17 protein-coding genes and 1 tRNA gene are annotated in these 25,126 nt (G+C 48.9%); 6 read left to right on the plus strand and 12 right to left on the minus strand.

From position 1 onward, the window contains the following. Positions 1-8: 8 nt before the first annotated feature. Both HPS57_RS03700 and HPS57_RS03705 read right to left on the minus strand, forming a co-directional pair. A complete protein-coding gene (locus HPS57_RS03700; protein ID WP_168354681.1) occupies positions 9-149 on the minus strand; it encodes a hypothetical protein in 141 nt (46 codons plus the stop codon). Further along, the gene (locus HPS57_RS03705; protein ID WP_172180257.1) at positions 146-2,641 is read right to left on the minus strand and encodes a YfhO family protein; all 2,496 of its coding nucleotides are present in this window, start codon (positions 2,639-2,641) and stop codon (positions 146-148) included. Before HPS57_RS03705 ends, HPS57_RS03700 begins: the two co-directional genes overlap by 4 nt. Positions 2,642-2,739: 98 nt before the next feature. Between HPS57_RS03705 and HPS57_RS03710 the strand changes: the two genes are divergently transcribed. Then, positions 2,740-4,437 carry a nucleoside kinase gene (locus HPS57_RS03710; RefSeq protein WP_172180259.1) on the plus strand — a complete coding sequence of 566 codons (1,698 nt, stop codon included), beginning with the start codon at positions 2,740-2,742 and terminating at the stop codon, positions 4,435-4,437. 47 nt (positions 4,438-4,484) lie between these two features. After that, positions 4,485-5,408: an agmatinase gene (gene speB / locus HPS57_RS03715; protein ID WP_172180261.1), complete on the plus strand. Its 924-nt coding sequence runs from the start codon at positions 4,485-4,487 to the stop codon at positions 5,406-5,408. Between the two features lie 167 nt (positions 5,409-5,575). Here the strand turns inward: speB and HPS57_RS03720 are convergent, their stop codons facing one another. Both HPS57_RS03720 and HPS57_RS03725 read right to left on the minus strand, forming a co-directional pair. Beyond that, complete coding sequence (locus tag HPS57_RS03720) at positions 5,576-6,445, minus strand: nucleoside phosphorylase (RefSeq protein WP_172180263.1); 870 nt, start codon at positions 6,443-6,445, stop codon at positions 5,576-5,578. 75 nt (positions 6,446-6,520) lie between these two features. Further along, the gene (locus HPS57_RS03725; protein ID WP_172180265.1) at positions 6,521-7,240 is read right to left on the minus strand and encodes a DNA/RNA non-specific endonuclease; all 720 of its coding nucleotides are present in this window, start codon (positions 7,238-7,240) and stop codon (positions 6,521-6,523) included. Between the two features lie 348 nt (positions 7,241-7,588). Between HPS57_RS03725 and HPS57_RS03730 the strand changes: the two genes are divergently transcribed. After that, positions 7,589-8,494, plus strand: a complete 906-nt coding sequence (locus HPS57_RS03730; RefSeq protein ID WP_172180268.1) for a dihydroorotate dehydrogenase — start codon at positions 7,589-7,591, stop codon at positions 8,492-8,494. Next, on the plus strand, positions 8,491-9,282 hold the full coding sequence (locus tag HPS57_RS03735; RefSeq protein ID WP_172180270.1) for a dihydroorotate dehydrogenase electron transfer subunit: 792 nt from the start codon (positions 8,491-8,493) through the stop codon (positions 9,280-9,282). Before HPS57_RS03730 ends, HPS57_RS03735 begins: the two co-directional genes overlap by 4 nt. A 319-nt stretch (positions 9,283-9,601) precedes the next feature. Here HPS57_RS03735 and HPS57_RS03740 read toward each other — a convergent pair whose 3' ends face one another. Together HPS57_RS03740 and HPS57_RS03745 are read right to left on the minus strand one after the other, a co-directional pair. Further along, positions 9,602-10,681, minus strand: a complete 1,080-nt coding sequence (locus HPS57_RS03740; protein ID WP_172180272.1) for an MORN repeat-containing protein — start codon at positions 10,679-10,681, stop codon at positions 9,602-9,604. 128 nt (positions 10,682-10,809) lie between these two features. Beyond that, positions 10,810-11,298, minus strand: a complete 489-nt coding sequence (locus tag HPS57_RS03745; protein WP_172180274.1) for a hypothetical protein — start codon at positions 11,296-11,298, stop codon at positions 10,810-10,812. 465 nt (positions 11,299-11,763) lie between these two features. Here HPS57_RS03745 and HPS57_RS03750 point away from each other — a divergent pair, with 465 nt between their 5' ends. Continuing rightward, complete coding sequence (locus tag HPS57_RS03750; RefSeq protein WP_172180276.1) at positions 11,764-12,543, plus strand: ZIP family metal transporter; 780 nt, start codon at positions 11,764-11,766, stop codon at positions 12,541-12,543. A gap of 266 nt (positions 12,544-12,809) precedes the next feature. Here HPS57_RS03750 and HPS57_RS03755 read toward each other — a convergent pair. The 6 genes from HPS57_RS03755 to gltB form a co-directional block, all read right to left on the minus strand. Further along, positions 12,810-12,882 (minus strand) — tRNA-Gly (locus HPS57_RS03755). A gap of 326 nt (positions 12,883-13,208) precedes the next feature. After that, positions 13,209-14,963: an amidophosphoribosyltransferase gene (locus HPS57_RS03760; protein WP_172180278.1), complete on the minus strand. Its 1,755-nt coding sequence runs from the start codon at positions 14,961-14,963 to the stop codon at positions 13,209-13,211. A 135-nt stretch (positions 14,964-15,098) separates the two neighbouring features. After that, entirely contained in the window at positions 15,099-16,673 is a 1,575-nt protein-coding gene (gene pyrG, locus HPS57_RS03765; RefSeq protein ID WP_172180280.1) for a CTP synthase, read from the minus strand. An 8-nt stretch (positions 16,674-16,681) separates the two neighbouring features. After that, the gene (locus HPS57_RS03770) at positions 16,682-18,079 is read right to left on the minus strand and encodes an ammonium transporter (protein WP_216653368.1); all 1,398 of its coding nucleotides are present in this window, start codon (positions 18,077-18,079) and stop codon (positions 16,682-16,684) included. Between the two features lie 38 nt (positions 18,080-18,117). Further along, positions 18,118-19,464: a glutamate synthase subunit beta gene (locus tag HPS57_RS03775; protein ID WP_172180282.1), complete on the minus strand. Its 1,347-nt coding sequence runs from the start codon at positions 19,462-19,464 to the stop codon at positions 18,118-18,120. A gap of 69 nt (positions 19,465-19,533) precedes the next feature. After that, positions 19,534-23,973 carry a glutamate synthase large subunit gene (gene gltB, locus HPS57_RS03780; RefSeq protein ID WP_172180284.1) on the minus strand — a complete coding sequence of 1,480 codons (4,440 nt, stop codon included), beginning with the start codon at positions 23,971-23,973 and terminating at the stop codon, positions 19,534-19,536. 298 nt (positions 23,974-24,271) lie between these two features. On the opposite strand from gltB, the gene dapF reads away from it, so the two are divergent. Then, on the plus strand, positions 24,272-25,120 hold the full coding sequence (gene dapF, locus HPS57_RS03785) for a diaminopimelate epimerase (protein ID WP_172180286.1): 849 nt from the start codon (positions 24,272-24,274) through the stop codon (positions 25,118-25,120). The last annotated feature ends 6 nt before the right edge of the window (positions 25,121-25,126 follow it).

Here is a 25,126-nt window from a genome sequence, read left to right on the forward strand (position 1 = left end):
ATTTTCCATTAATTATCCATATAACCTTTTGTCAGGAGGTCATAGCTTATCGCCTCAAGTTCGCTCAGGGAGAGTTTCTGCAAAGCATGCTCTATGTTGCGGAGCAGCTCCTCACGGCGATATTCTTCGTTCAGTCTTTCAAAGTTCATTTGCGTCGTTTGAAGTAAAGTGCCATTATTGCCAAAAGGCAGAGTACAAGGATTCCGAAGGCTGTGTATGCCACTGTCTCCGTTGTCTTGACAGTCTGCGGGTGGAAATCCAACACAATCTTGTGCTTTCCTGCCTTGACATTAACGGCGCGGAGCACATAGTTCACTCTGCCAAGCTCCACATCCCGGCCATCGACTGTGCATGTCCAGCCTGGGTAATATATCTCGGAGAAGACTATCACACCGCCCTTTGACGACTCGGCATCATACTCCAAGTGGTTCGGAGCGTACTTTGTCAGCGTTACAACGGCAGCAGAATCCTGCTTCACCGACTGAGAAAGCTGTACCTCAAACTTCTTGTCCGCAACGGCTTGCCTGCTCAAATCTATCTTTGCCATACCGTCAAGCTCCTCGTTGGCGTTATTGACGAAGAGCACGTTGTCTACATACCATGCATTGCCAAAGGCATTCGGATTCTGCACAGGCATAGTCTCCCCACCCTGAAGTGGCAGGATGAAATACTTCGTGTTCAGCATATTGAGCACCGGACAGACATCCTTGCCGAACATCGACATATCGCCCTGAGCCTCAACAATGGCTGACATCGTCTTCTGCATTTCAGGAGAGATATACTTCTCGATAAGCTCCTGATAGCGGCGCAGCTTTGCCGCATGATATCCGCCAATAGACTTATGGTAGTAGCTTGTCTCGTTCTCGTTGAACGTGTTTGACGCAAGGTTCAGCACACGGTAGTCCAAAGACTTGTCTTTCAGTATCTCCATGTCAGTCCGGGTCATAGGCTGCGGAGCTGTTCGCTGCTCATCATTGACGAACATGGCGTCATTCAGATAGCGTTTGTCCACCTGCCACATGTCGAAGAGACAAAGGAGAGCCATTGCTGTGACGGCATAGACAGGCTTCAGTTTGCGCATGCGCATAGCCACAAGCAGGGCTGCACCGGCTGCAATGACCCAGAATGAACGCCAACAGTCGGCTGCGAACACAGCCTGACGCATCTCGCGCAGGTTGGAAAGCAGCGGATTGAGCTGTTCCTGTGGAATCTGTCCAAGCATTCTCAGCTCATTCTGTGAGACGAAATCTGTAAAAAAGAGTGTCGGCATAAGGGCGAAAAGTGCGCAGATGCCTGCTGTCAGAGCGAAACTTATGCCTATCTTTTTCAGCATTTCGTCCTTGCCCTTCTCCGGTTTCGGAGCCTCGATGACCTTCGCCAGTGCCATGATGGCAAGGAGAGGCATGGTGAACTCTGCAATGACGAGTATCGATGCCACCGTGCGGAACTTTGCATACATCGGGACATAGTCAATGAAGAAATCCGTCAACGGCATGAAATTCTTGCCCCAAGAAAGCAGTATGGAGAGCACTGTGGCAGCAAGGAGCGCCCATTTCATAGGGCCTTTCACAATCATCAGTCCGAGAACGAAGAGCATAACCACGAATGCGCCGACATAAACAGGACCGGAAGTGCCGGGCTGCTCGCCCCAATACTGTCCCATCTGCTGGTAGATGCCGACAAAATCGTTATTGGCATGAGCCATGGCTGTCTCATTGGAAGCTATCGCGTCCATGGAAGAGCCGCCCTTTGTGTTAGGCACAAGCAGCGTCCATGTCTCACTTATGCCGTAGCTCCACTGCGTTATGTAGTCGCGGTCAAGACCCGAAGATGTCTGATTTGCAGAGTTTTCCTTCACAAGTTCGCTCTTTCCGCGCATGGATTCGTTCTGGTATTCCCATGTGTGGTAGAGGTTTGACGCATTCATCAGTATGCCCACAAGAGCCGCACAGACACATGTCGCCGACGCTTTCGCAAAGCGCAGCAGCTGTTTTTCCTTTATGGCCTCGACAAGATAGGCTATGACCATGAAGAAGATGATGAAGCAATAGTAATAAGTCATCTGCACATGGTTTGCCAAAACCTCCATGGCTGCGAAGACAGCGGTGACGAGGAAGCCCACCAAGTACTTGCCTTTGTAGGACAAGGCCACACCGCCAATCATCGGAGGGAGGTAGGCCAGTGCCATCACTTTCCATATATGGCCTGCTGCAATGATAATCAGGAAATAGCTTGAGAACGCCCATATCACCGAGCCAAGTGCCGCAAGATACCATTTGAAGTCAAAGGCACGGAGCATGATGTAGAACCCGAAGAGGTAGGCAAACAAGTACCAGACATTCTCCGGAAGCCAAAGGTGGAATGCGTCGGTAACCGTGTTCAGCGGTTTCTGACTGTCATAGGAAGGCGCAGACTGATAAGTAGGCATTCCGGAGAACACGGAGTTTGTCCAACGGGACACCTCCCCGGTCTTCTCACGATAGTTTGAAACCTCCATTCCTGCACCGCGTCCTGCGGAGGAGTCATGGCGATAGAGTATCCTGCCTTCTGTGTCGGCAGGGAAAAAATATGCAAACGCTATGACGACAAACGCCAGCACTACAAGGATGTCCGGCAAATGCCGCTTGAATAACTGTGTCATTTTTCTATTATATTAATACAATTTTGTTGCAAAATTACAAAATATTTCGGAATTATTTGTAACTTTGCATAAAATATTACTTAACCCCCAGAAAGAAAATGTTGCAAATACGCTGTACGAACAACAATCAGACAAAGAGTTTCACCGAAGGCAGCTCCCTTCTGGATATATTCCCGGAGTTCGGGCTTGACTTCAAACATCCTGTGGTCTCAGCCAAAGTCAACAACACATCGCAAGGACTGAAGTTCAGGTTGTGGCAGAACCGTGACGTGGAATTTGTGGATGTATGCAACCCCAGCGGCATGCGTGCCTACATCCGCTCACTGTGTTTCGTGCTCTACAAAGCCGCACAGGATGTGTTCCCGGGCTGCAAACTCTTCATCGAGCATCCTATCTCACGAGGCTATTACTGCAATTTCGTAAGGAATTTCAAGAATATCACGGCAAAAAGCCCTGAGAATAAGCGCGGACTTACTGTCGAGGAGGTTGAGAGAGTGCGCCAAAGGATGCAGGAAATCATAAGCCTTGATATGCCGTTCCGACGCAACGAAGCTCCTACGGAAGAGGCTATCCGCATATTCAAGGAGCGCGGATTCACCGACAAGGTGAGGCTTCTGGAGACTTCGGAGAAGGTGTACACCGACTATTACACTCTTGGCGACACGGTGGACTATTACTATGGGGCATTGGTTCCGTCGGCAGGCTATCTGAAAGTCTTCGGGCTTGAACAGTACGGCGAGGGCATGCTGCTGCGCGTTCCTGACAAGAATAATCCGGAACAACTGGCGGAGATGATACCGCAGCCTATGACTTTCGATGTCTATAAGGAGCAGGTGAAGTGGAATGTCATTATGCGCCTCTCCAATGCCGGTGACGTAAACAAGGCTTGCCAAAACGGAAGAGCACCGGAACTGATACAGGTTTCGGAGGCGTTGCAGGAGAAAAAGATTGTCAAGATTGCAGAGGAGATAGAACAGAGGTACAGGGAGCAGGACCTGAAGGTTGTGCTTATCACAGGCCCGTCAAGCTCGGGAAAGACAACATTCTGCAAGCGTCTGTCCATACAACTCCTTGCTTGCGGACTGCGACCAATATCTTTCTCTACGGACGACTACTTTGTCAACCGTGTGGACACTCCGCTTCTGCCTAACGGGCAGTATGACTTTGACAACTTCGAGGCTGTCGACCACAAGCTCCTTGGTGAGCATCTTGTGCAGCTTCTTGAAGGAAAGGAGGTGGAAGTGCCGGAATACAATTTCACTACCGGTATGCGTGAATGGAACGGAAAGAAGCTGCGCATAAAGGACAAGCATATCCTTATCATCGAGGGAATACACGCGCTGAACCCGCGCCTGACAGAGAACATTCCGGAAAGCAACAAATACAAAATCTACACTTCCGCACTTACCAATGTTTCTCTTGACGACCACAACTGGATTCCTACACGTGACAACCGCCTGTTGAGACGTATCATCCGCGATTACAACAAGGGGGCGTTCTCGGCACGTGAGACTATAAAGCAGTGGCCTAATGTCTGTGCAGCCGAGGAAAAGTGGATTTTCCCTTATCAGGAGAATGCCGACGTGATGTTCAACTCAGCATTGAGCATAGAGTTCGCCATACTTCGCAACCATGCCGAGCCTATTCTGCGTTCCGTTCCGAAGAACTGTCCGGAGTATGCCGAGGCGCACAGGCTGCTGAAATTCATCCATTATTTCACTCCGGTGTCAGACAAGGAGATTCCTCCGACATCAATCATGCGTGAGTTTGTCGGTGGTTCGTCATTCAAGTATTGACATTTTCAAATTTCCGCATAAACACTTGTATAACAACAGAATAACACATGAAACACAACATAGAGACATTTATCGGCTGCGATGCCGAATACGAGGATGCGAAAGTGGTGCTCTTCGGTGCGCCTTTCGACAGCACAACGAGTTACAGACCCGGCGCACGGTTCGGCTCTGCTGCAATGAGGCATGAGAGTTACGGCATAGAAACCTACTCTCCTTATCTTGACCGCGACCTTGTTGACCTTAATGACAAAGGAGAATATGACGGCATTGCTGTCTTTGACTCCGGCGATTTGGAGCTTCCGATGGGTTCGGCAGAGATGGCTCTTGACGCTATCTCCCGGCATACTGCCGAAATTCTTGAGGACGGAAAGGTACCATTGATGCTCGGTGGAGAGCATCTTGTGACCCTCGGTGCTTTCCGTGAGGTGGCAAAACGCTATCCAAATGTGCACATAATACACTTTGACGCTCATGCCGACCTTCGCAATGATTATCTCGGAGTGCAGTTGTCGCACGCTTGTGTCATACGCCGCTGCCATGACATCATTGGCGACGGCAGGATTCATCAGTTCGGAATACGCTCGGGAGAACGTGCGGAATGGCAGTTTGCACGTGCCGGACACACTGACCTTCATCCGTTCTCTCTCAAAGACATTGACACCATTGTCCATGGCAATGACGGCGAGAACGGTTGCAATGACAAAGGAACAGCATTGCCAAAAGGCACGCCTGTCTATTTCACCATTGACCTTGATGTGCTCGACTCGTCAGTATTCCCCGGCACAGGCACACCGGAAGCGAGCGGCGTGACATTCGATGAACTCCGCAAAGCTATCTACGAAATATGCTCAAACTGCAACATTGTCGGTGCAGACATCAACGAACTTGCCCCGAATCTTGACACCTCAGGCATATCGACTGCCGTAGCCTGCAAAGTGCTTAGAGAGTTCCTGCTGAGCATGAAGCAATAAAAAACAAACGAAAAAGTCTGCCACCATTTCTTATCTCACTATACATGAAACAAGAAACGGTGGCAGACTCATTTCTCATCTTTGTCTCTTCCCGAATGTTTCCTTATTGGTTTTGTTGCAAAACCTTATTGATTTCACTGCAAAACCAATAAGGAAATCATTGCTTGTCAAATCCTGTCAAGCACAAGGCGGATAAGGTCATCAATCTTGTTCTTGTACTGAGTGTTCATCTCTTTGGCATAGCGGTTGGCGATAACCATGCAGCATGTCATGGCACGATGACCGAAAAGAGAGGCCAAACCTGCAAGCGCCGATGACTCCATCTCAAAGTTGCAGACCTTCAAATCACCATAACGGAAAGACTCAACCTTCTCATTCTGATTCGGGTCCTGTATGCCCAAACGTATCTGACGGCCTTGCGGACCATAGAAACCGCCACAGGCGATGGTGATGCCACGCACCATGTCCTCGCCGGCTATCTGCTCTATGAGTTCCGGACAAGCAGTGGCAACGTATGGAGCGCCCTTCTTTGCACACCAATCCATGTGCTTCACGAACGCCTCTTCAAGTTCAAGATCGCAGACTTCGTCACGCCCAGCATAGTAATTGAGCAGTCCGTCAAAGCCGATGCTTTTAGATGAAGCGACAAAAGTGCCGATAGGTGTCTCAGGCTGCAAACCGCCACAAGTGCCGATACGCACAAGAGTCAGCTGTCGGAACTTCTCATTCTCCATGCGTGTCGTGAAATCTATGTTCGCCAAAGCGTCAAGCTCGGTCACAACAATGTCAATGTTATCACAACCGATACCTGTGGACTGTGCCGTAATCCGCTTGCCTTTGTATGTGCCTGTGATAGTGCGGAACTCACGGCTTGCCACTTCTGCCTCTATAGAATCAAAGTGTGCGGCAACCGTTGCCACACGTCCCGGGTCACCGACCAATATTACTTTGTCGGCAAGATTCTCAGGTTTCAGATGAAGATGAAAAGCACTGCCGTCAGCATTGATAGGCAGTTCTGAAGGAGGAAAGTGTTTCATAGTAATGTCTTTTTAATTGTTCTGTATTTTATTTGCCACAAGCCACATCTTCTGATATGGCATCTGACCATCGAATTATTTCCAATCATTGATGTTGCAACGCCTCTCCAGTCTTGCTTCCAGTTTGTCATCAAGGTCTGCAAAGAGGTCAAGACCTGTAAGAGCCTCTATGTTGTCGACTGCTGTGCATGCATGGCGGTAAGGCTGCTTCTTGGAATTGTTCGCATAATAGAATGCGATTGCCTTCTCATGTCCTTTCCGCAAAGAAAGCACAGCCTTGAAGAAACCGTCAGGAACTTCCACGACATGGCTCACACCAATGCGCTCATGCTTGCGGTTCTTGTACACCGGACCGCAGACAATGTAAATCTTCCCCTCCGTCTTCGCCCACTGGCGACAGGCTTTCTCCAGACTTGCCCACGAGCCGGAGTTCAACGCCGGGTCCTGTGGACACATGTTCGACATGTAGAAGCATTCCTTCATTGCCTGCGCATTCCATTTGTTGTCGGCAGCCGGACACATGTGGCCACGGTCATAACCTGACTCCTTGTAGTCATAATATTCCACACGATAGGCACGAGGAATCATTGGGTCGGCAAGAAATTTGCTTGCCCTTGGCACAGGGCCGTCGGTATGATTCGCCGTCAAAGTCCAAGCCACCCAATTCGGAGTGTTGCGCGATTTGTTGTAACTCAGCGTATATGCTTTATGCTTGACAATCATTTCAGAACCTTTTGACAAAGGCTTCGGCAAAAGAATCGCCAAGATAGCAACAAGAATGGTCAGTATATGCATAGTATGATGGTTTTCTTATACATTATTGTATATAGTGACTGTACAGACAGCAATCATGCACCGACAGTTAAATGCTAAACGCTGAATAATGCACATTATTGTCAGTTTTCTGCCATTTTCTTTGGAAGATTAGGATTATTTTAGTAATTTTGTTACAAAGTTGTACAAACCGAGCGTAATCGGAGCTTGCTCAGAATGGACAAAGTGCTGTTCAACTTATCAAAAGTTGTACAAACCGAGCGCAGTCGGAGCTTGCTCAGAATTGCCGAGGTGCAGTTCAACTTATCAAAAGTTGTACAAACCGAGCGCAATTATCACCTAAGAAACATAAGAAAAAGATACAATCGAATGGCAAAACTCAATGTCAACATCGGCAAACTGGAACTAAAGAATCCGGTCATGACTGCCAGCGGCACATTCGGCTACGGCCTCGAATTTGCCGACCTTGTGCCCCTCGAAGAGATTGGAGGCATAATCGTCAAAGGCACAACCCTCAAACCACGACAGGGCAACGACTATCCCCGTATGGCGGAGACGGCACAGGGTATGCTCAACTGTGTAGGACTTCAGAACAAAGGCGTGGACTACTTCTGCGAGCATATCTATCCGGAAATAAAGGACATCGACACACAGATGATTGTCAATGTCAGCGGTTCATCACCTGAAGACTATGCCGAGTGCGCCGCACGTGTGGGAGAACTCGAGAACATCCGTTCCATAGAGCTTAACATCTCCTGCCCTAACGTCAAGGACGGCGGCATGGCTTTCGGTGTGACCTGTGAGGGTGCGGCAAGCGTTGTGAAGGCTGTGAGGAAGGCCTACGGCAAGACTCTCATCGTAAAACTCTCGCCAAACGTCACAAGCATCGTTGACATTGCCAAGGCTGTCGAAGCGGAAGGAGCGGACAGCGTGTCACTCATCAACACACTGATGGGCACAAGCATAGACATCGAAAAGAGGAAATTCAATCTTTCCATAGGCACAGGAGGACTCTCCGGCCCATGCGTGAAGCCAGTGGCACTCAGGATGGTCTACCAAGTTAGCAAGGCTGTCAGCATCCCGGTAGTAGGACTTGGTGGCATATCCACTGCAGAGGACGCCATAGAGTTCCTTATGGCAGGTGCTACGGCAATAGAAATCGGCACGGCAAACTTCCTCGACCCTGCCGTGACAAAGAAGGTAAAGGACGGAATAAACCTGTGGCTTGACAACCACGGAATAAAGGACATTCACGAAATAATAGGAGTGCTATGAAACAGAAACACTTGTTAGACCTTACAGTGAAATGCGTTGAACGCATCAACGAGAAATATATCCTCATCAAACTTACCGACAATGCCCCACTCCCCGATATGGCTCCGGGGCAGTTTGTGGAGATACGTGTCGACGGCTCAAAGACAACTTTCCTGCGCCGTCCTATCTCTATCCATTATGTTGACTATGAGAAGAACGAGCTTTGGCTTCTCATCGCACTTGTCGGTGACGGCACACACGCGCTTGCAAAACTGAAAGAGGGCGACATGCTTAACATACTTCTCCCACTCGGCAACGGCTTTACCGTAGCTCCTGACTGTGAGGAAAACGCAAAAAAAGACTATTCCGTGCTTCTTGTCGGTGGCGGTGTAGGTGTCGCTCCGTTGCTCTATGCCGGTGAAGTGATAAGGAAGAACGGTGGCACACCTGTCTTCCTGCTTGGCGCACGCTCAAAGTCTGACCTTCTCAAACTGGACAATTTCCGCGCCATCGGTGAGGTTCTTGTCACAACAGAGGACGGTTCGGAGGGCGAAAAAGGTTTTGTGACAAACCATTCCGTATGGAACACTCACAATTTCAGCCAGATAAGTGTCTGCGGCCCGAAACCGATGATGGTTGCCGTGGCAAAACTTGCGAGGGAGAAAGGTGTCTATTGCGAGGTCTCCCTTGAGAACAAAATGGCATGCGGCGTAGGAGCTTGCCTCTGCTGTGTGGAAGACACTCAGGAGGGAAATGTCTGCGTATGCAAGGACGGCCCTGTCTTCAGCATCGACAAGCTGAAATGGTAAGCAGCGTAAAATCTATTGGCATAAAATCCAAAAGACAACAAATGACAAAATGAAGTGTTACCTTTGGCATTATAAAAGGTAACGCTTCACTTGATGAAAGGTAACCCTTGGCAATGTCAAGTGTTACCTTTTGTTTTATCAACCGTTTTTTAACATACGTTATTGTTTTAGTTTACAAAAACACCTGCATATCTGACAATTTGCAAGCATTTGGCTTGTTTTCACTTACACACAAACAAAATAGGTAAGTGTGTAAAAAAAATCGGTTGATTAGCATAAAACTACAACCAACCGATTGTGCGGCAAAAGACAACTGCCATTAGCGGTCTTCATTGTTTGAGTGAGGAAAACTTCTTCCTTTTGCTTCCCATTTCTTTCTTAACGATTTCATTTTGTTTTGCCATTGAGAGATTTCAGAGGGGGAGGCATTTCTATTTCCTGCGAAAGCAGCTGCAAGCATACTGTCGTATTTACTATATGTTGATTTATCTGAATTATATGCACGTTGTTCCGACATATTATATTTGGTATTTCCTCCAGACGATTTGGAATTCCTGCTATTCCCGCCCTCTATAGCATTATTGGAAGAATATGATAACGAACTACTTCCGGATGAATCTGAAATTTGTTGTAATTGATTGGATAAATTGGCAAAGGCTGCAGACCAATCTTCCCAAGAACCTAAAGCCTTTTTCCAAGCTGCGTTCCATTCAGATTTAGACTGTTGTACATATGAGGCATATTCTCGAGATGAAGATATAAAAGAAATTTCGTCTCTACTGACATTTTCCGTAGTCCAATTACCGTCAGTTTCTAAATAAATACAGATACCATCACAGACGCCGTCTTTAAATTTTGAAATTAACAAATCTCCATTTTGAAAGAATATGGCACCAAAGCCATTCGGCAAATCAGAAGAAAATTCACCTATATAGTAAAATTTTTCAGTTTTAGCATCCGATAAGTATTTTATTGGAGAAACTACACTGTCTCCATAGTTATCAATGGGAACATCATCTAAAAATTTACCAATATAGATGGCCTCGCCAGCTGAATTATAGCAAATACCATTTCCGTTCTTAATTCCATTTTTGAATCGACCAACGTAGACAGTTGCATTGGGGCAATTGGATATATTCTCCTCAGGGGAGGCTATAAACATTCCTGTGCCATTAAATACTTTATCTTTGAAATCTCCGATATAAATACTTTCATCTTTTCCTTGATAAAGTCCAGAACCTGAAATCTTGCCCTTAATTTTTTGCGCAACAAAAATCCCTTTACCGTTTTTTTCAGTAACATGCGTCGTAGTCGCAGAAATTGGAATTGGGTAGTTATAAATCTGTGCCTGCAGAAGTAAGCACAGATTTACAAGTATTGACAGTATAGTAATTCTCATATGTTAAATGTTAAATTTTACATCACCTAAATCTTGCCATTTCTGCATCCATTTTGAAGCTTTTTTCTTTAACCTCTTTTATTTGCATATCGTGGATGCCTTTGCTAGTAAGTTCCAAATAGTATGTTTCACCATAAATAGTATGTTTCACCATCGGCAACGTTAAATGTTACACCACCTAAATCTTGCCATTTCTGCATCCATTTAGAAGCTGTTTTTTCTTTAACCTCTTTTATTTGCATATCGTGGATGCCTTTGTTAGTAAGTTCCAAATAGTATGTTTCACCATCGGCAACGTCAAGTGAAATTTCTCCTTTGTAAGTGTTTACGTTACCGTTACTAGGCACGGTGAACAGTAATGTTCCGGTAAGAAGGATTTTGCCTTCCCCGTCTAACACTATTTTATGGTAACAACCATTACGCTTTTCCATTGTTCCACCTGGTACGTTCATCGTCTTAGTGATGGAACCGTTAAGTTTACATACCTCTGTACCATTGATAGTAATTGAGGTGTCAGTGTTATACATGCTCTTTAAGAACACGTAGACATTACTTTCGGCTAAAACACTGGCAATCGCTGTCATAAGGACTGCAACTAAGGAAATAATTCTTTTCATTTGCATTACTTTTTGGTGGTCTTGTAGCCCGGTCGACCGTTATAAATTAAAAAGGCGTGGGCTGCTATGCCACGCCTATGAATGAAGGTGGTCGGATTACCTTTGAAAGTAGATGTGGAAATAACAGCTCCACGCCATACGACGTGGAGACAGTTACGACCTCTCTTGCTTTCTTGAGTAAGTTTCCGACGCTTCTCATTCACAAGCAGAAGACATAACGCCTCGTGTATTAATATGTTATAAAATGGACGAATCCATTTCGATTGCAAAGTTAATAAAAAAATATGAATATCAAAAAAATATCCCACATATTTAATTTTATTTTTGTTCACCCTATCTTTCGCATCTTTATTGCTGCTACATAAAAACAAAAAACTTTAACTGATTTAATTTAAACCTAAAACATGAGAATGCTATTGAAAAGTTTCACTATCTTTGTGGTCTGAAACAAAAAAACAGAACTATATGAGCGCATTATTTTCAGTACTTATTATCCCTGTCATAGGAACGACAATCGGAGCCGCATTTGTCTACACGATAAAGGACACAATACCACCACTCACGAAAAAAGCATTCATGGGCTTCACAGCCGGCGTGATGATAGCCGCTGCTGTCTGGTCACTGCTCATTCCTGCCATGAACATGTCGGGAGGGGAAGGCGTGAGCCGCACCATGCCTGCCATTTTGGGCTTTACGGCAGGAGTGGCATTCCTTCTGGTGATGGACAGTATCATACCGCATCAGCACGGAAACGATTCATCATACGAAGGACTGAATTGCGACATGTCACGCACATGGAAACTTGTGCTTGCCATTATCCTCCATAACATTCCGGAGGGAATGGCTATCGGTGTGGCGTTTGCAGCCGTAGCGGAAGGCAGTGCCTGCATGCCGGTGGCAGGAGCACTTGCACTGGCTGTCGGCATTGCCATACAGAATGTGCCGGAGGGAGCTATCGTGTCACTCCCGTTGCGTGACGCAGGCAACACCAAAAACCGCGCTTTCATCATCGGAGTACTTAGCGGTGTGGTTCAGCCGGCAGCGGCACTGCTCACGATATGGCTTGCCTCCGCTGTTGTTCCGCTTATGCCTTTCCTGCTTGCGTTTGCAGCAGGAGCAATGCTCTATGTCGTGGTAGAGGAGCTTATCCCTACGGCATCGCAAGGCTCCCACTCCAATCTCGGCTCTATCGGGTTCACCGCCGGCTTCCTGCTGATGATTATCCTTGACGCAGCATTGAACTAATCCATGCGACTGTTGGAAAAAATGTGATACAAAAGTAATAATATTTTTTCAACCTGCAATAGTTTGACATATTCTGTCGTGCCATGAGTAGTCCAAATACCATTCTGCATCTATCCACATAAATAAACAGCACCTTTATAGACCGGCTATAAAGGTGCTGTTTATTTATGGAACACTCTGAGGCAAATAATAGACAGTACTCCAATCAGCTGCCATAAAAAAACAGAGCATGTCCCTTAAACATAAGAGACATGCTCATTAAAAAGAGCGGCAAACGAGGCTCGAACTCGCGACCCTCAGCTTGGGAAGCTGATGCTCTGCCAACTGAGCTACTGCCGCAAATGCGTTGCAAAGGTAATAATAAATTTCCATTCGCACAATATTTTCCGCACATTTTTTGCAGCCAAAAAGCATCGGAAGAGCTTTTTTGCTGCCACAAATCCCAACAAGACAGCAAACAGACCACAAAAAGAATGACGGGATGCCATTCCTCACGGAACAGCAACCCGTCGGGTTACTGCGTATCAGAATATTCAACTTACGTAACCCAAAGCAAAGATGTTACCCCGAATCGGCAATCAGACCATAAGCAGCTGTTTCATGGCTAAGCCGGCATAATGCCTGATTGCCGATTGGGGATTATGGTTCGTTTGGCATGATAACTATCACCGGGGAGCCGCACAATTCTCCTCAAACCAGTCTACGAACGCGCGGTTGCACAAGCGTATGCCACCCGGAGTAGGATAGTTGCCGGTGAAATACCAGTCGCCGCCATGTTCCGTACATGCCGCATGAAGTCCTTCAAGGCTTTGGAAGACAAGCTCAATCGGTGTGGAGACATCCTCCGTGCGCAGCAGCCTGACCATCTCCTCGTTAAGCTCGTCCACGGTGAATGCGGCATAAAGTTCCTTGACAGGCAGCGACTGCTCCCCTGCAGGCTTCTCAAGTTCTTTCATGCACTGCGTGTAAACATCCTCGATGAGCTGCTTCATGCCACGCCTTTCCAGCAAGGAGACGCAGGCACGGAAAGCGATGAACTCCTCCATTCGTGCCATGTCTATGCCGTAGAAGTCGGGATAGCGTATCTGTGGCGAACTGCTGACAATGACAATCTTCTTCGGATGCAGACGGTCAAGGATTTTTATGATGCTCTCTCGCAAGGTCGTCCCCCTCACAATCGAGTCATCAATGACCACGAGATTGTCCTCGTAAGGACGCACTATGCCATAAGTGACATCATAGACATGGGCAGCGAGGTCGTTGCGCAGAGTGCCTCCGGTGATGAATGTGCGCAGCTTTATGTCCTTCCACGCTATCTTCTCGAAGCGGACATCGTGCCCCTGCTTCATGAATCCGTGGAGCATGCCGTAGTAAGCCACTTCGGCTGTGTTGGGGATGAAGGAAAAGACCGTATTGTCCACGTCACCACCCAAGGCTTCTGTTATGGCAGGCACAAGTTGCTCGCCAAGACAACGGCGCTCACGGTAGATGTCCCTGTCGTTCCCACGGCTGAAATATATCCTTTCAAAACTGCATGGTGCGAGGTGTTTCGGCTGTATTATTTCCGAGACAGCAATCTCGCCGTTGCGCCTTATCGACAGTGCATTGCCCGGAAGAAGCTCCTTCAAGCTCTCCGCATCAAGGTTGAATGTCGTCTGAAGCACCGGACGTTCGGATGCCACCGCCACAAGTTCGTCGTCATGATAGTAGAACGCAGGGCGGATGCCCCACGGGTCACGCATAACAAAGAGTTCTCCGGAACCTGTCAGTCCGCAGACAACATAGCCTCCGTCGAAGTCCTTCATCGTCGTCTCCAAGACATTCCCGATTTCCATGTGCGCATCGATGTAGTCCGTTATCCCTATTCCCTCCAGTCCTTCCGCCTTCGCTGCCGAGAAATTGCGCTCCACCTCACGGTCAAGCCGGTGTCCCATAAGCTCAAGCATTATATACGAGTCACTGTATATGCGTGGGAACTGCCCTTGCGCCGTGAGTTTGCGGAAGATTTCGTCAATGTTCGTCATGTTGAAATTTCCGCACAGGCAAAGATTCTTCGCGCGCCAATTGTTGCGGCGCAGGAAAGGATGTACGAATGTCAGCCCACTCTTTCCTGTGGTCGAATAGCGCAGATGCCCCATCAGCAGTTCACCGGCAAACGATTCGTCAACACGTGAGAATATCTCCGTTATGGCGTCCTTGCCCTGTGCCTTCTCACGGAACATGTACTCCTTCCCCGGAACAGCGTCAAGGTGGACAGAGGCAATGCCTGCCCCCTCCTGACCGCGGTTGTGCTGCTTCTCCATCATCAGGTAGAGCTTTCCCAGACCATAAGCCCTTGTCCCATACTTCTTTTCGTAGTATTCCAGCGGCTTCAGAAGGCGCACCATTGCTATGCCGCACTCGTGTTTCAGTTGTTCCATTTCTTGTAATTATCCTTTATCATAGTCAAAGGTAACCTTTCACCCTGCCAAAGGTAACCTTTTACAAGGCAAAGTGTAACCTTTCACATGGCGAAAGGTTACCTTTTGTTTGGCTTGAGGAAATCCCCTGTTTTCCTATCTCCCTATTGCCGTTTTTATGAAGTCCATAAACAGCGGATGAGGATTAAGCACGGTGCTTTGGTATTCAGGGTGGAATTGTGTCCCGACAAACCAACGCAGCTCAGGAATCTCGACAATCTCGACAAGGGAAGTCTCCGGATTCTTGCCTGCACATTTCATTCCAGCCTCCTCGAAACGGCACAGATAGTCATTGTTGAACTCATAGCGGTGGCGGTGGCGCTCACGGATAAGTCGCTCTCCGTAGATGGCTTCCATGCGCGACCCTGCCTCCAGCTCGCAGTCATAAGCACCGAGGCGCATAGTGCCGCCAAGGTTTGCTATGTCCTTCTGGCCGGCCATAAGGTCAATGACAGCATGCTTCGTCTTCGCCATCTCCGTACTGTCGGCGTCCTTCAGCCCAAGGACGTCACGCGCAAACTCGATGACCATCATCTGCATTCCAAGGCATATCCCGAAGCACGGGACATCATTCTCACGGGCATATCTGACGGCAGCCACCTTGCCTTCCGTCCCTCGCTGCCCGAATCCCGGACAAATCACCAGCCCGTCCTGCCGCTCCAGCAATGCCATGTCGAGATGTTCCGAGTCGATGAATGTTATCTCCACCTTCCTGTTATTGTATGTGGCAGCATGCGAAAGACTCTCGCAGATGCTCTTGTATGCGTCCTGCAAAGCATATTTTCCCACAAGTCCGATGCGCACAGCCTCCTTTGCACGCTTGCGAAGTTCGATGAAGCGGTTCCATGGTCCAAGCTCCGGAGTCTCGCCGACAGGTATTCCCATTTTCCTGAGAATAGCAGCGTCAAGCCCCTGCCGCTGCATGCTGACAGGGACTTCGTAGATACTCGGCATGTCCTCGCTTTGTATCACGCACTCCAAAGCGACATTGCAGAAGCCCGCAACCTTCCGGCGCAGGTTGTCATCAAGATGCAGTTCTGTGCGCAGGATAAGGATGTCCGGCTGTATCCCAACGCTCTGCAGTTCTTTCACACTGTGCTGTGTCGGCTTTGTCTTCAGCTCTCCGGCGGCTTTGAGATAAGGGACATAAGTAAGATGAACCGTCACCGCATCCCTGCCAAGCTCCCATTTCAGTTGTCGGATGGACTCCAGGAACGGTGCGGACTCTATGTCGCCTATCGTTCCGCCTATCTCTGTGATGATGAAGTCATAGCCGTCCTTCTCCAAATATTTCATCCTGCGCTTTATCTCGTCCGTGATATGCGGCACCACCTGTATCGTCCTGCCAAGGTAATCGCCACGGCGCTCCGCCTCGATGACCGATTGGTAGATTCGCCCGGTTGTCTGCGAGTTATGGCGTGTAGTGGTGATTCCCGTGAAACGCTCGTAATGCCCGAGGTCAAGGTCTGTCTCCATGCCGTCGGAAGTGACATAGCATTCGCCATGCTCGTAAGGGTTCAGCGTGCCCGGGTCTATGTTTATGTACGGGTCAAACTTCTGTATCGTAATCCTGAAGCCACGCGCCTGCAGCAACTTTCCTATGGAGGCAGAGATTATTCCCTTGCCCAACGACGAGACGACACCACCCGTCACAAAAATATATTTGCTCATATTTTATGTTATTGTTTGTTCTTTTCACGTATATGCTCCTCATACTCGGCAAGCTCGCGCTCACCGATATGCGCCAGTCCGTAATGCTCATCGTGCTGCGAAAGGTCAAGGCCTACCCTTTCACTCTCAAGGGAGACGCGCATCGGAATCAGACGGTCGATAAGCCAATAGCCGAAATAGCTCATGCCGAATGTGTAGACGAAGACAATCACTATCGCCAGAAGATGGTAAAGGAATACCACAAAGCCGTCCCATGTGCCTGCCACCAGCCCTTCCCGGATAAAGATGCCTGTAAGCACCGTGCCGAAGATACCGCCTGTTCCGTGGGTAGGGAAAACATCAAGTGCATCGTCTATGCTGGACTGTGCACGCCAATATACTGCTGTGTTGCAGATAAGTGTGATGACAAATGAGATGAAAATGCTCTGCCCTACCGTTACATAGCCGGCAGAAGGTGTTATTGCCACAAGACCGACCACGCAGCCCACCGCCGCTCCCATTGCCGAAGGCTTGCGCCCACGGAGACAGTCGAAGAATATCCATGTCATCATCGCTGTGGCAGAAGCTGTGTTTGTGTTAAGGAAAGCCTTCACCGCCAGCCCGTCAGCATGCAGCGAACTGCCGGCGTTGAACCCAAACCAGCCCAGCCAAAGCATTGCCGCGCCAAGAAGGACGAAAGGGATGTTTGCCGGTTCCTCTTTCTGCGTGCTGCGCTGACGGCGACCGAGGAATATTGCTCCCGCCAAGGCTGCCACACCGCTTGAGGCATGCACGACAATGCCGCCGGCAAAGTCAACCACGCCCCATTTCAGGAACAGCCCGTCGGGATGCCATGTCATGTGAGCCAAAGGGCAGTAGATGAGGAAAAAGAAGAACACCATGAACCACATGTATCCTGAGAACCTTACGCGCTCTGCAAAAGAACCGGTGATAAGCGAAGGGGTGATAATGGCGAACTTCATCTGGAAAAGGGCGTAGAGAGCCAATGGGATTGTCGCGCCGCCCAAGACCTTGCCTGTCGGTGTGACATAGGTGTCTGCACCGACATTTTGGAACATAAGGAACGACAAGGGATTGCCTATGACTCCTCCAATGTCGTCACCGAAACAGAGCGAGAAGCCTACCGCCACCCAAAGGACCGAGATGAGTCCCATGGCAATGAAGCTCTGGAGCATGGTGGAGATGACATTTTTCGCCCCAACCATTCCTCCATAGAAGAATGACAGTCCGGGAGTCATCATCAGCACGAATATCGTGGCGGTTATGAGCCATGACACATCCGCTCCGTTTATCTTTGACCAATCAGCCTCGAATGTCGGTTCTGAAGCAAACAGTCCTGCGAAAGCGATGACGGTGATAACGGTCATCAGCACTATCCAACGTCTCTTGACAACAATCTTTTCCATACCTTAAACGTGTTTATGTGGGTTCTACAATGGATTAATCACTTTGATTTCAGGTATTCATCAACCAGCAATGCCGCTTGCTTGCCGCTCGCCATGGCACGCACAACAAGGGAAGCTCCGGAAGCGGCATCACCACAGATGAAGACATTCTCCGGATACTGATGATGCTCCGGTTTGAGGAATCCCATGGCAAGGAGCACAAGCTCAGCCTTGATAACCTCCGGCTCGCCTTTTTCGACCATAAGCGGACGCCCGCCTTCCGGATTCGGCTGCCAGTCTATCTCCTGCACCCTGACACCGGTGACGCATCCTTCCTCGCCAATGAACTCCAACGTGTTGATGTTCCAACGCCGCAGGCAACCCTCCTCATGGCTTGATGTTGTCTTGAAGGTGCGCGGAAAATCAGGCCAAGGATTCTTCGGGTCATCAGGTCCATCGACAGGGCGAGGCATAATCTCTATTTGCGTCACGCTCAGTGCCCCTTGTCGGTGGGATGTCCCTATGCAGTCGGAACCAGTGTCGCCACCACCGATGACAAGGACATTCTTCCCTGCCGCCGTGACACGCTCTTCCTTTGTGAACTCCGTTCCTGCCAGGACACGGTTCTGCTGTGCAAGCATCTCGAGGGCGAAATGCACACCTTTGAGTTCGCGTCCGGGAACATTCAGGTCACGTGCCTGCGGAGTCCCTGTTGCAAGGATGACAGCGTCAAGCTCCCCGGCAACGGCTTCCGGAGCAACCTCCTCATTGTAGCGGAACTCTATCCCCTCCTGCTCCAAGAGCTTTATGCGGCGGTCGATAATCTCCTTGTTCAGCTTGAAGTTCGGAATGCCATAACGCAACAGTCCGCCTGCCGCCTCATTCTTCTCAAAAACCGTCACTGCATACCCCATAAGGTTCAGGTCATGGGCAGCTGCAAGTCCGGCAGGACCGCCACCTATGACCGCCACACGCTTGCCGTTGCGTTCAGACCGGCGCACATCGATGAAGCCCTCCTGAAAAGCCATCTCTGTGATTGCCGCCTCGTTCTCGCGATTGGTTGCCGGCTGATGGTCGTAGAGATTGAGCACGCAGGCTTTCTCACAAAGGGCAGGACAGATGCGTCCTGTGAACTCCGGGAAAGGGTTTGTACTGCTGAGCAAACGGTAAGCAAGTTCCCAGTCGCCTTTGCTCAAGGCATCATTCCATTCTGGTGCCTTGTTTCCCAAAGGGCATGCCCAATGGCAGAAAGGCACACCGCAGTCCATGCAGCGCGATGCCTGACGACGGCGGTCTCCGGTGTTGAGTGTCTGCTCTACTTCTCCGAAATCGTGTATTCTGTCATGTATCGGACGGTAACCTGCTTCTTGGCGAGGCACATCCAAAAATGCTGTCTGTTTCCCCATATTTTCTTTTTTTTTTTAGAACTCTTACATGCACAATAAACATAGAGGGTCTTCTGTATCGTGCCGGATTCAATAGTCGCGCTGCATGTCCGCAATCTTCTTCTGCAGCTTTCGCATCTGCTCTTCCTGCAGCACCCTCTTGTACTCGATAGGGACAACCTGAATGAAGTCCTCCACGTAGTGCTGCCAATCGTCAAGCATTGTGCGAGCAAGCTTTGAGCCGGTGTAAAGATAGTGCTGGCGGATGAGTTCGTGAAGTTCCTTGCGATAGCTTGTCTCCTCAACAAGATTGATTTCCACCATGTCCATATTGCAGAAATAATCAAACGTGTGATGCTTGTCCCAGACATACGCGACGCCGCCCGACATGCCTGCTGCGAAATTTCTGCCTGTCTCGCCAAGGACTACGATGCGACCGCCTGTCATATACTCGCAGCAATGGTCGCCGGCACCTTCTATCACGGCAATCGCACCGGAGTTGCGCACTCCGAAACGCTCACCCACCTTGCCATTGACGTAAAGTTCACCGGAAGTCGCGCCGTAAAGCCCTGTGTTGCCTGCTATGATGTTATCCTCAGCGGCAAAGTCAGAACGGACAGGAGGAAGAATGGCAATGCGGCCACCGGAGAGTCCTTTGGCAAAATAGTCATTAGCCTCGCCTTCGAGCTTGAATGACACACCGTTAACAAGGAACGCGCCAAACGATTGTCCCGCCGAACCTTTGAACTTTACGTTGATTGTCGCCTTCGGCAGCCCTGCACCTCCATATCGCCTGGCAATGTTTCCGGAGAGCATTGTCCCGACAGCGCGGTCGGTGTTCTTGATTACATAGTCAAGATTGACTTCCTCCCGGCGTTCTATCGCCGGAGTGGCAGCGTCAATCATCTGTCGGTCAAGCACTGTCTGCTGCATGCCGAGAGGAATGTTCCAGCCATCAGACTTCCTGTAACTCAGCACACCCTCCTCTTTATGAAGCAGTCTGCTCAGGTCAAGCACAGAAGGCTTCGTCTCTATCAAATCGGAACGCCCGACAATCTCCTGCAGGCTGCGGAAACCCATGGCTGCAAGATGTTCGCGCACCTCCTCTGCCAAGAATGTGAAATAGTTGACCAAATGGTCGGCCTTGCCAAGGAAATGCTTACGGAGACGTGGGTCTTGCGTTGCCACACCCATTGGGCATGTGTTGAGGTTGCATTTGCGCATCATCACGCATCCAAGTACGATAAGCGCCGTTGTGCCGAAGCCAAACTCATCAGCACCAAGCAATGCCATAAGGATGATGTCGCGACCTGTCTTCAACTGACCGTCAACCTGCAGACGGGTTCCGCCGCGAAGACCGTTGCGGACAAGTGTCTGTTGTGTTTCCGCTAGACCTATCTCCGGGGAAATGCCGGCAAACCGCATTGAAGACGCCGGACTTGCTCCCGTTCCTCCCTCCGCACCGCTGATGACTATGAGGTCAGCTTTCGCCTTTGCCACGCCGGCGGCAATTGTGCCTACACCGCTCTCTGCAACAAGTTTCACGGAGACAGCGGCAGTAGGATTGACGTTCTTCAAGTCAAAAATGAGCTGTGCCAAATCTTCTATCGAATAAATGTCGTGGTGAGGCGGAGGAGAGATCAGTGAAATGCCGGGAATGGAATGGCGTGTCCCGGCAATGGTCTCGTTGACCTTGAATCCAGGCAACTGTCCGCCCTCACCCGGTTTTGCACCCTGCGACACTTTTATCTGCAATTCCTCTGCATTCACGAGGTACTCTGTCGTCACTCCGAAACGTCCGGAAGCAATCTGTTTTGTCTTGCTTGACAGGCTCACACCGTCAATGTTTGTATGGAAGCGTTCCGCATCCTCACCTCCCTCACCTGTATTGCTTCTTGCGCCCAAACGGTTCATAGCGAGACAGATGGCTTCATGGGCTTCCTTGGATAAAGCTCCAAAGGACATTGCACCTGCCACAAAATGCTTGACGATTTCTGAGGCAGGCTCCACTTCGTCAATACTTATAGGATTGCGCTTCACGTCAAGGAAATCACGGATGAATATCGGCTGCTGCTTTTCATCGACAAGGCTTGAGAACTCCTTGAACTTCTTATAGTCTCCTCGACGGCATGCCAACTGCAATGTGGCGATAGTCTCAGGATTCCATGCATGAAGTATGCCGTCTTTCCTCCAATGGAACTGTCCGTCATTCTTAAGGAACTCGGCATCGTCGTCATTCTGTCTCTCGCTGAAATAGACTGCATCATTGGCAATCTTCTCCAAACCGACACCGCCGACAGTGCTTGTCTCTGTCCCGAAATAAGAGCGCAACAGGCTCTCACTCAATCCTATGCTCTCGAATATTTTTGCGCCACGATAGCTTCGGATTGTAGAGATTCCCATCTTCGCCATTATCTTGAAGAGACCTTTTTTCACGGCTTTGATGTAGTTTGACTCGGCTGTAGAGTAGTCCTCCTGTATCTTTCCTTTCTTTACAAGGTCATCCAATATAGCGAAAACCATGTAAGGGCACAGAGCGGAAGCTCCATAGCCGAGCAACAAGGCAGCATGCATTGTCTCGCGAATCTCGCCACTCTCAACAATCAAAGCCGTCTGCACGCGCTTCCCTACAGAAATCAGATAATGGTGGACAGCAGAGACCGCCAGCAAAGACGGAATGAAAGGACCGTCCTCGCCCCTATCTGTCAGGATGATATAGTTATAGCCTTCATCTACCGCTCGTTCCGCATCTTTGCACAAGCGGTCGATTGCCTCGCGAATATCATCATCAAACCGCAATGAGAGTTTGAGTGTGTTGAATCCCTTGTAGCGTATGTTGCACAGGATGTCCAATTGTGTATTGTTCAAGATAGGATGAGGCAGGCGCACCATTTTGCTGTTGGATTCGTCAGGACTGAGTATGCCCGAGCCGACACGTCCGATATATTCCGCCAATGACATCACAAGGTTCTCACGGATAGAGTCTATCGCCGGATTTGTCACTTGTGCAAACTGCTGCCTGAAATAGTTGAAGAACACTTGCGGACGGCTTGACAGGACTGCCAACGGAGTGTCATTGCCCATGGATGCTGTCGGCTCCTGCCCATTGACAGCCATTGGTATAATCGTTGAGGAAATGTCCTCCTCACCATATCCGAAGAGCTTTTCCTTACGCAGCAAATCAGGCACGGCATTGTCCACATGGCGGCCGCTCTTCAATTTCTCCAACTGTATGCAGTTGGTGGACAGCCACTGATGATACGGATGTTCAGAAGCCAGCTGTTGCTTGATTTCCCCATCATAGTATATCTTTCCTTCCTGAGTATCGACAAGAAGTATCTTTCCCGGCTGCAAACGCCCTTTCCCCGCCACTTCCGAAGGGTCAAAATCCATCACGCCGACTTCCGAGGCGACAACCATCATACCGCTTTTTGTCAGCGTATAGCGTGCAGGGCGCAGACCGTTCCTGTCAAGCATACCGCCTGCAAAGCGTCCGTCACTGAACAGGAGTGCGGCAGGCCCGTCCCACGGTTCCATTAATATGGAATGGTACTCATAAAAGGCTTTCAAATCTTCGGAGATAGGGTTCTTGTCATTGAAGCTCTCCGGCACAAGCACACTCATGGCGTGTGGCAGTGACAGTCCTGACATGAGAAAGAATTCCAGGACATTGTCAAGAGAAGCAGAGTCACTCATGCCCTCTTGCACTATTGGCGAAATGTCACGGACATCACCTAACGCCTCGCTTGACAACACACTTTCACGCGCCTTCATCCAGCCACGGTTGCCACGTATGGTGTTAATCTCTCCATTGTGTGCCAACAGGCGGAAAGGCTGAGCCAGCGACCAAGTAGGGAAAGTGTTTGTACTGAAACGGGAATGCACCAATGCCAGTCCACTCGTAAGATACGGATTAGAGAGGTCAGGATAGTACTGGCGGACCAGCATTGATGACAGCATTCCCTTATAAATAATGTTTGTGTTGCTCAACGAACAAATGTAGAAATCCTTATTATTCACACGTCTTTCTATACGCTTCCTTATTATGTATAAGGTACGTGGGAAAATGTCCACCTTGTCATCCTGCACACCTGTGACAAACAGCTGCTTTATGTCCGGCTCGCTTGTCAATGCACGCTCGCCAAGACATTCCGTGTTAGTCGGAACAGAACGCAGATGCATAAGCTGCAATCCTTCACGCTCCACCTCTTCAATAATGATGCTCAGTATCTCTTGCTGCGCACCACTCTCTTTCGGAAGGAACACCATTCCTGTGCCATATTTCCCTTTCTCCGGCACGGGGATGCCTTGCAGAAGAACAAACTCGTGCGGAATCTGAATCATAATGCCGGCTCCGTCACCGTCCTTACCGATTTCCGCACCACGATGACGCATATTTTCCAAAATACGAAGCGCATCGTCAACCAACTGATGGCTCTTGCCACCATTGATGTTCACAACCATACCTACTCCGCAAGCGTCATGCTCATACCGGCTTTGATATAGCCCTCTGTTCTTACATTCTACCATATCACCTTTGCTTTATCTGTCATTTCGGATGCAAAGTTATTAATTTTGCAAGCATTTTGTCGACACTTTGCATATTTTTCTATTAACAGAAATGGCTGATGTTATAAATCACAACTTTTCAATAAGACTAACATTGCAAACCAAAACTTATTACAACGAATATCTTACGATTTATCACTTTCATCAAACAACCAAGTAAATCTTAAAAGTTTTTTCTTCTCATTTATTACAAAATATGCTACCTTTGCATCCGGAATAAAAACAATTGGTAAGTAAATCCAAACAAACACCGCACAGAATGACACATGAAATAGGTTTCACAAAGATGCATGGGATTGGCAATGACTATATTTATGTTGATTCTACATTATATAATATAGGGAATCCCGAGAAAGCGGCAATCGCATGGAGTGACCGCCACAAGGGTATCGGCTCTGACGGATTAGTGCTGATCGGGAAAGCCGGCACTCCTGAAGCCGACTTCACTATGCGTATATTCAATGCCGATGGTTCCGAAGCCATGATGTGTGGCAACGCTTCACGCTGCATAGGCAAATATCTCTTTGAGAAAGGCCTGACGGAAAAGACAAGCATCAGACTGCTTACCGCAGCAGGCATAAAGGTGCTTGACCTTGCAGTAAACGACGGAGTTGTCGAGAGTGTCACTGTAGATATGGGCGAACCTGTCCTTGACAATGAAATGCAATTTGCCAATACAGAGGCTCATGGCAAGGAGGCTACATTGAAAATCGGCGAAAAAAACATCTGCGGAACATTTGTGTCTATGGGCAATCCGCATTTCGTAATCTTCACGGACGACCTTACAACCGCCTGCATCGAGCATTACGGTCCACAACTCGAACATGACAAGATGTTCCCGGAAAGGGCAAACATAGAGTTTGCCAAGATACAAGACGATGGAAGCATACGCATGCGAGTATGGGAAAGAGGCAGTGGCATCACAATGGCTTGCGGTACAGGAGCCTGCGCCACAGCTGTAGCTGCATGCCTCACAGGGAGAACCGGGAGGACGGCAACAATATCCATGGACGGCGGAGAGCTCCGGATATGCTGGAACAAGGAAGACAACCATGTCTATATGACCGGCGGTGCAGAATTTGTTTTTGAAGGACACATTCATTTTTGATACAGG

The sequence above is a fragment of the Palleniella intestinalis genome (genome assembly GCF_013166595.1).
Classification (GTDB): domain Bacteria; phylum Bacteroidota; class Bacteroidia; order Bacteroidales; family Bacteroidaceae; genus Prevotella; species Prevotella intestinalis.

Bases quoted from the DNA above. Each gene is read 5' to 3' on its own strand.
- HPS57_RS03725 (WP_172180265.1), bottom strand. From the start codon at position 7,240: ATGCATATACTGACCATTCTTGTTGCTATCTTGGCGATTCTTTTGCCG.
- HPS57_RS03730 (WP_172180268.1), top strand. From the start codon at position 7,589: ATGGCAAAACTCAATGTCAACATCGGCAAACTGGAACTAAAGAATCCG.
- HPS57_RS03745 (WP_172180274.1), bottom strand. From the start codon at position 11,298: ATGAAAAGAATTATTTCCTTAGTTGCAGTCCTTATGACAGCGATTGCC.
- HPS57_RS03770 (WP_216653368.1), bottom strand. From the start codon at position 18,079: ATGGAAAAGATTGTTGTCAAGAGACGTTGGATAGTGCTGATGACCGTT.
- HPS57_RS03760 (WP_172180278.1), bottom strand. From the start codon at position 14,963: ATGGAACAACTGAAACACGAGTGCGGCATAGCAATGGTGCGCCTTCTG.
- dapF (WP_172180286.1), top strand. From the start codon at position 24,272: ATGACACATGAAATAGGTTTCACAAAGATGCATGGGATTGGCAATGAC.
- HPS57_RS03720 (WP_172180263.1), bottom strand. From the start codon at position 6,445: ATGAAACACTTTCCTCCTTCAGAACTGCCTATCAATGCTGACGGCAGT.
- HPS57_RS03775 (WP_172180282.1), bottom strand. From the start codon at position 19,464: ATGGGGAAACAGACAGCATTTTTGGATGTGCCTCGCCAAGAAGCAGGT.
- HPS57_RS03700 (WP_168354681.1), bottom strand. From the start codon at position 149: ATGAACTTTGAAAGACTGAACGAAGAATATCGCCGTGAGGAGCTGCTC.
- HPS57_RS03740 (WP_172180272.1), bottom strand. From the start codon at position 10,681: ATGAGAATTACTATACTGTCAATACTTGTAAATCTGTGCTTACTTCTG.
- gltB (WP_172180284.1), bottom strand. From the start codon at position 23,973: ATGGTAGAATGTAAGAACAGAGGGCTATATCAAAGCCGGTATGAGCAT.
- pyrG (WP_172180280.1), bottom strand. From the start codon at position 16,673: ATGAGCAAATATATTTTTGTGACGGGTGGTGTCGTCTCGTCGTTGGGC.
- HPS57_RS03750 (WP_172180276.1), top strand. From the start codon at position 11,764: ATGAGCGCATTATTTTCAGTACTTATTATCCCTGTCATAGGAACGACA.
- HPS57_RS03735 (WP_172180270.1), top strand. From the start codon at position 8,491: ATGAAACAGAAACACTTGTTAGACCTTACAGTGAAATGCGTTGAACGC.
- HPS57_RS03705 (WP_172180257.1), bottom strand. From the start codon at position 2,641: ATGACACAGTTATTCAAGCGGCATTTGCCGGACATCCTTGTAGTGCTG.
- HPS57_RS03710 (WP_172180259.1), top strand. From the start codon at position 2,740: ATGTTGCAAATACGCTGTACGAACAACAATCAGACAAAGAGTTTCACC.
- speB (WP_172180261.1), top strand. From the start codon at position 4,485: ATGAAACACAACATAGAGACATTTATCGGCTGCGATGCCGAATACGAG.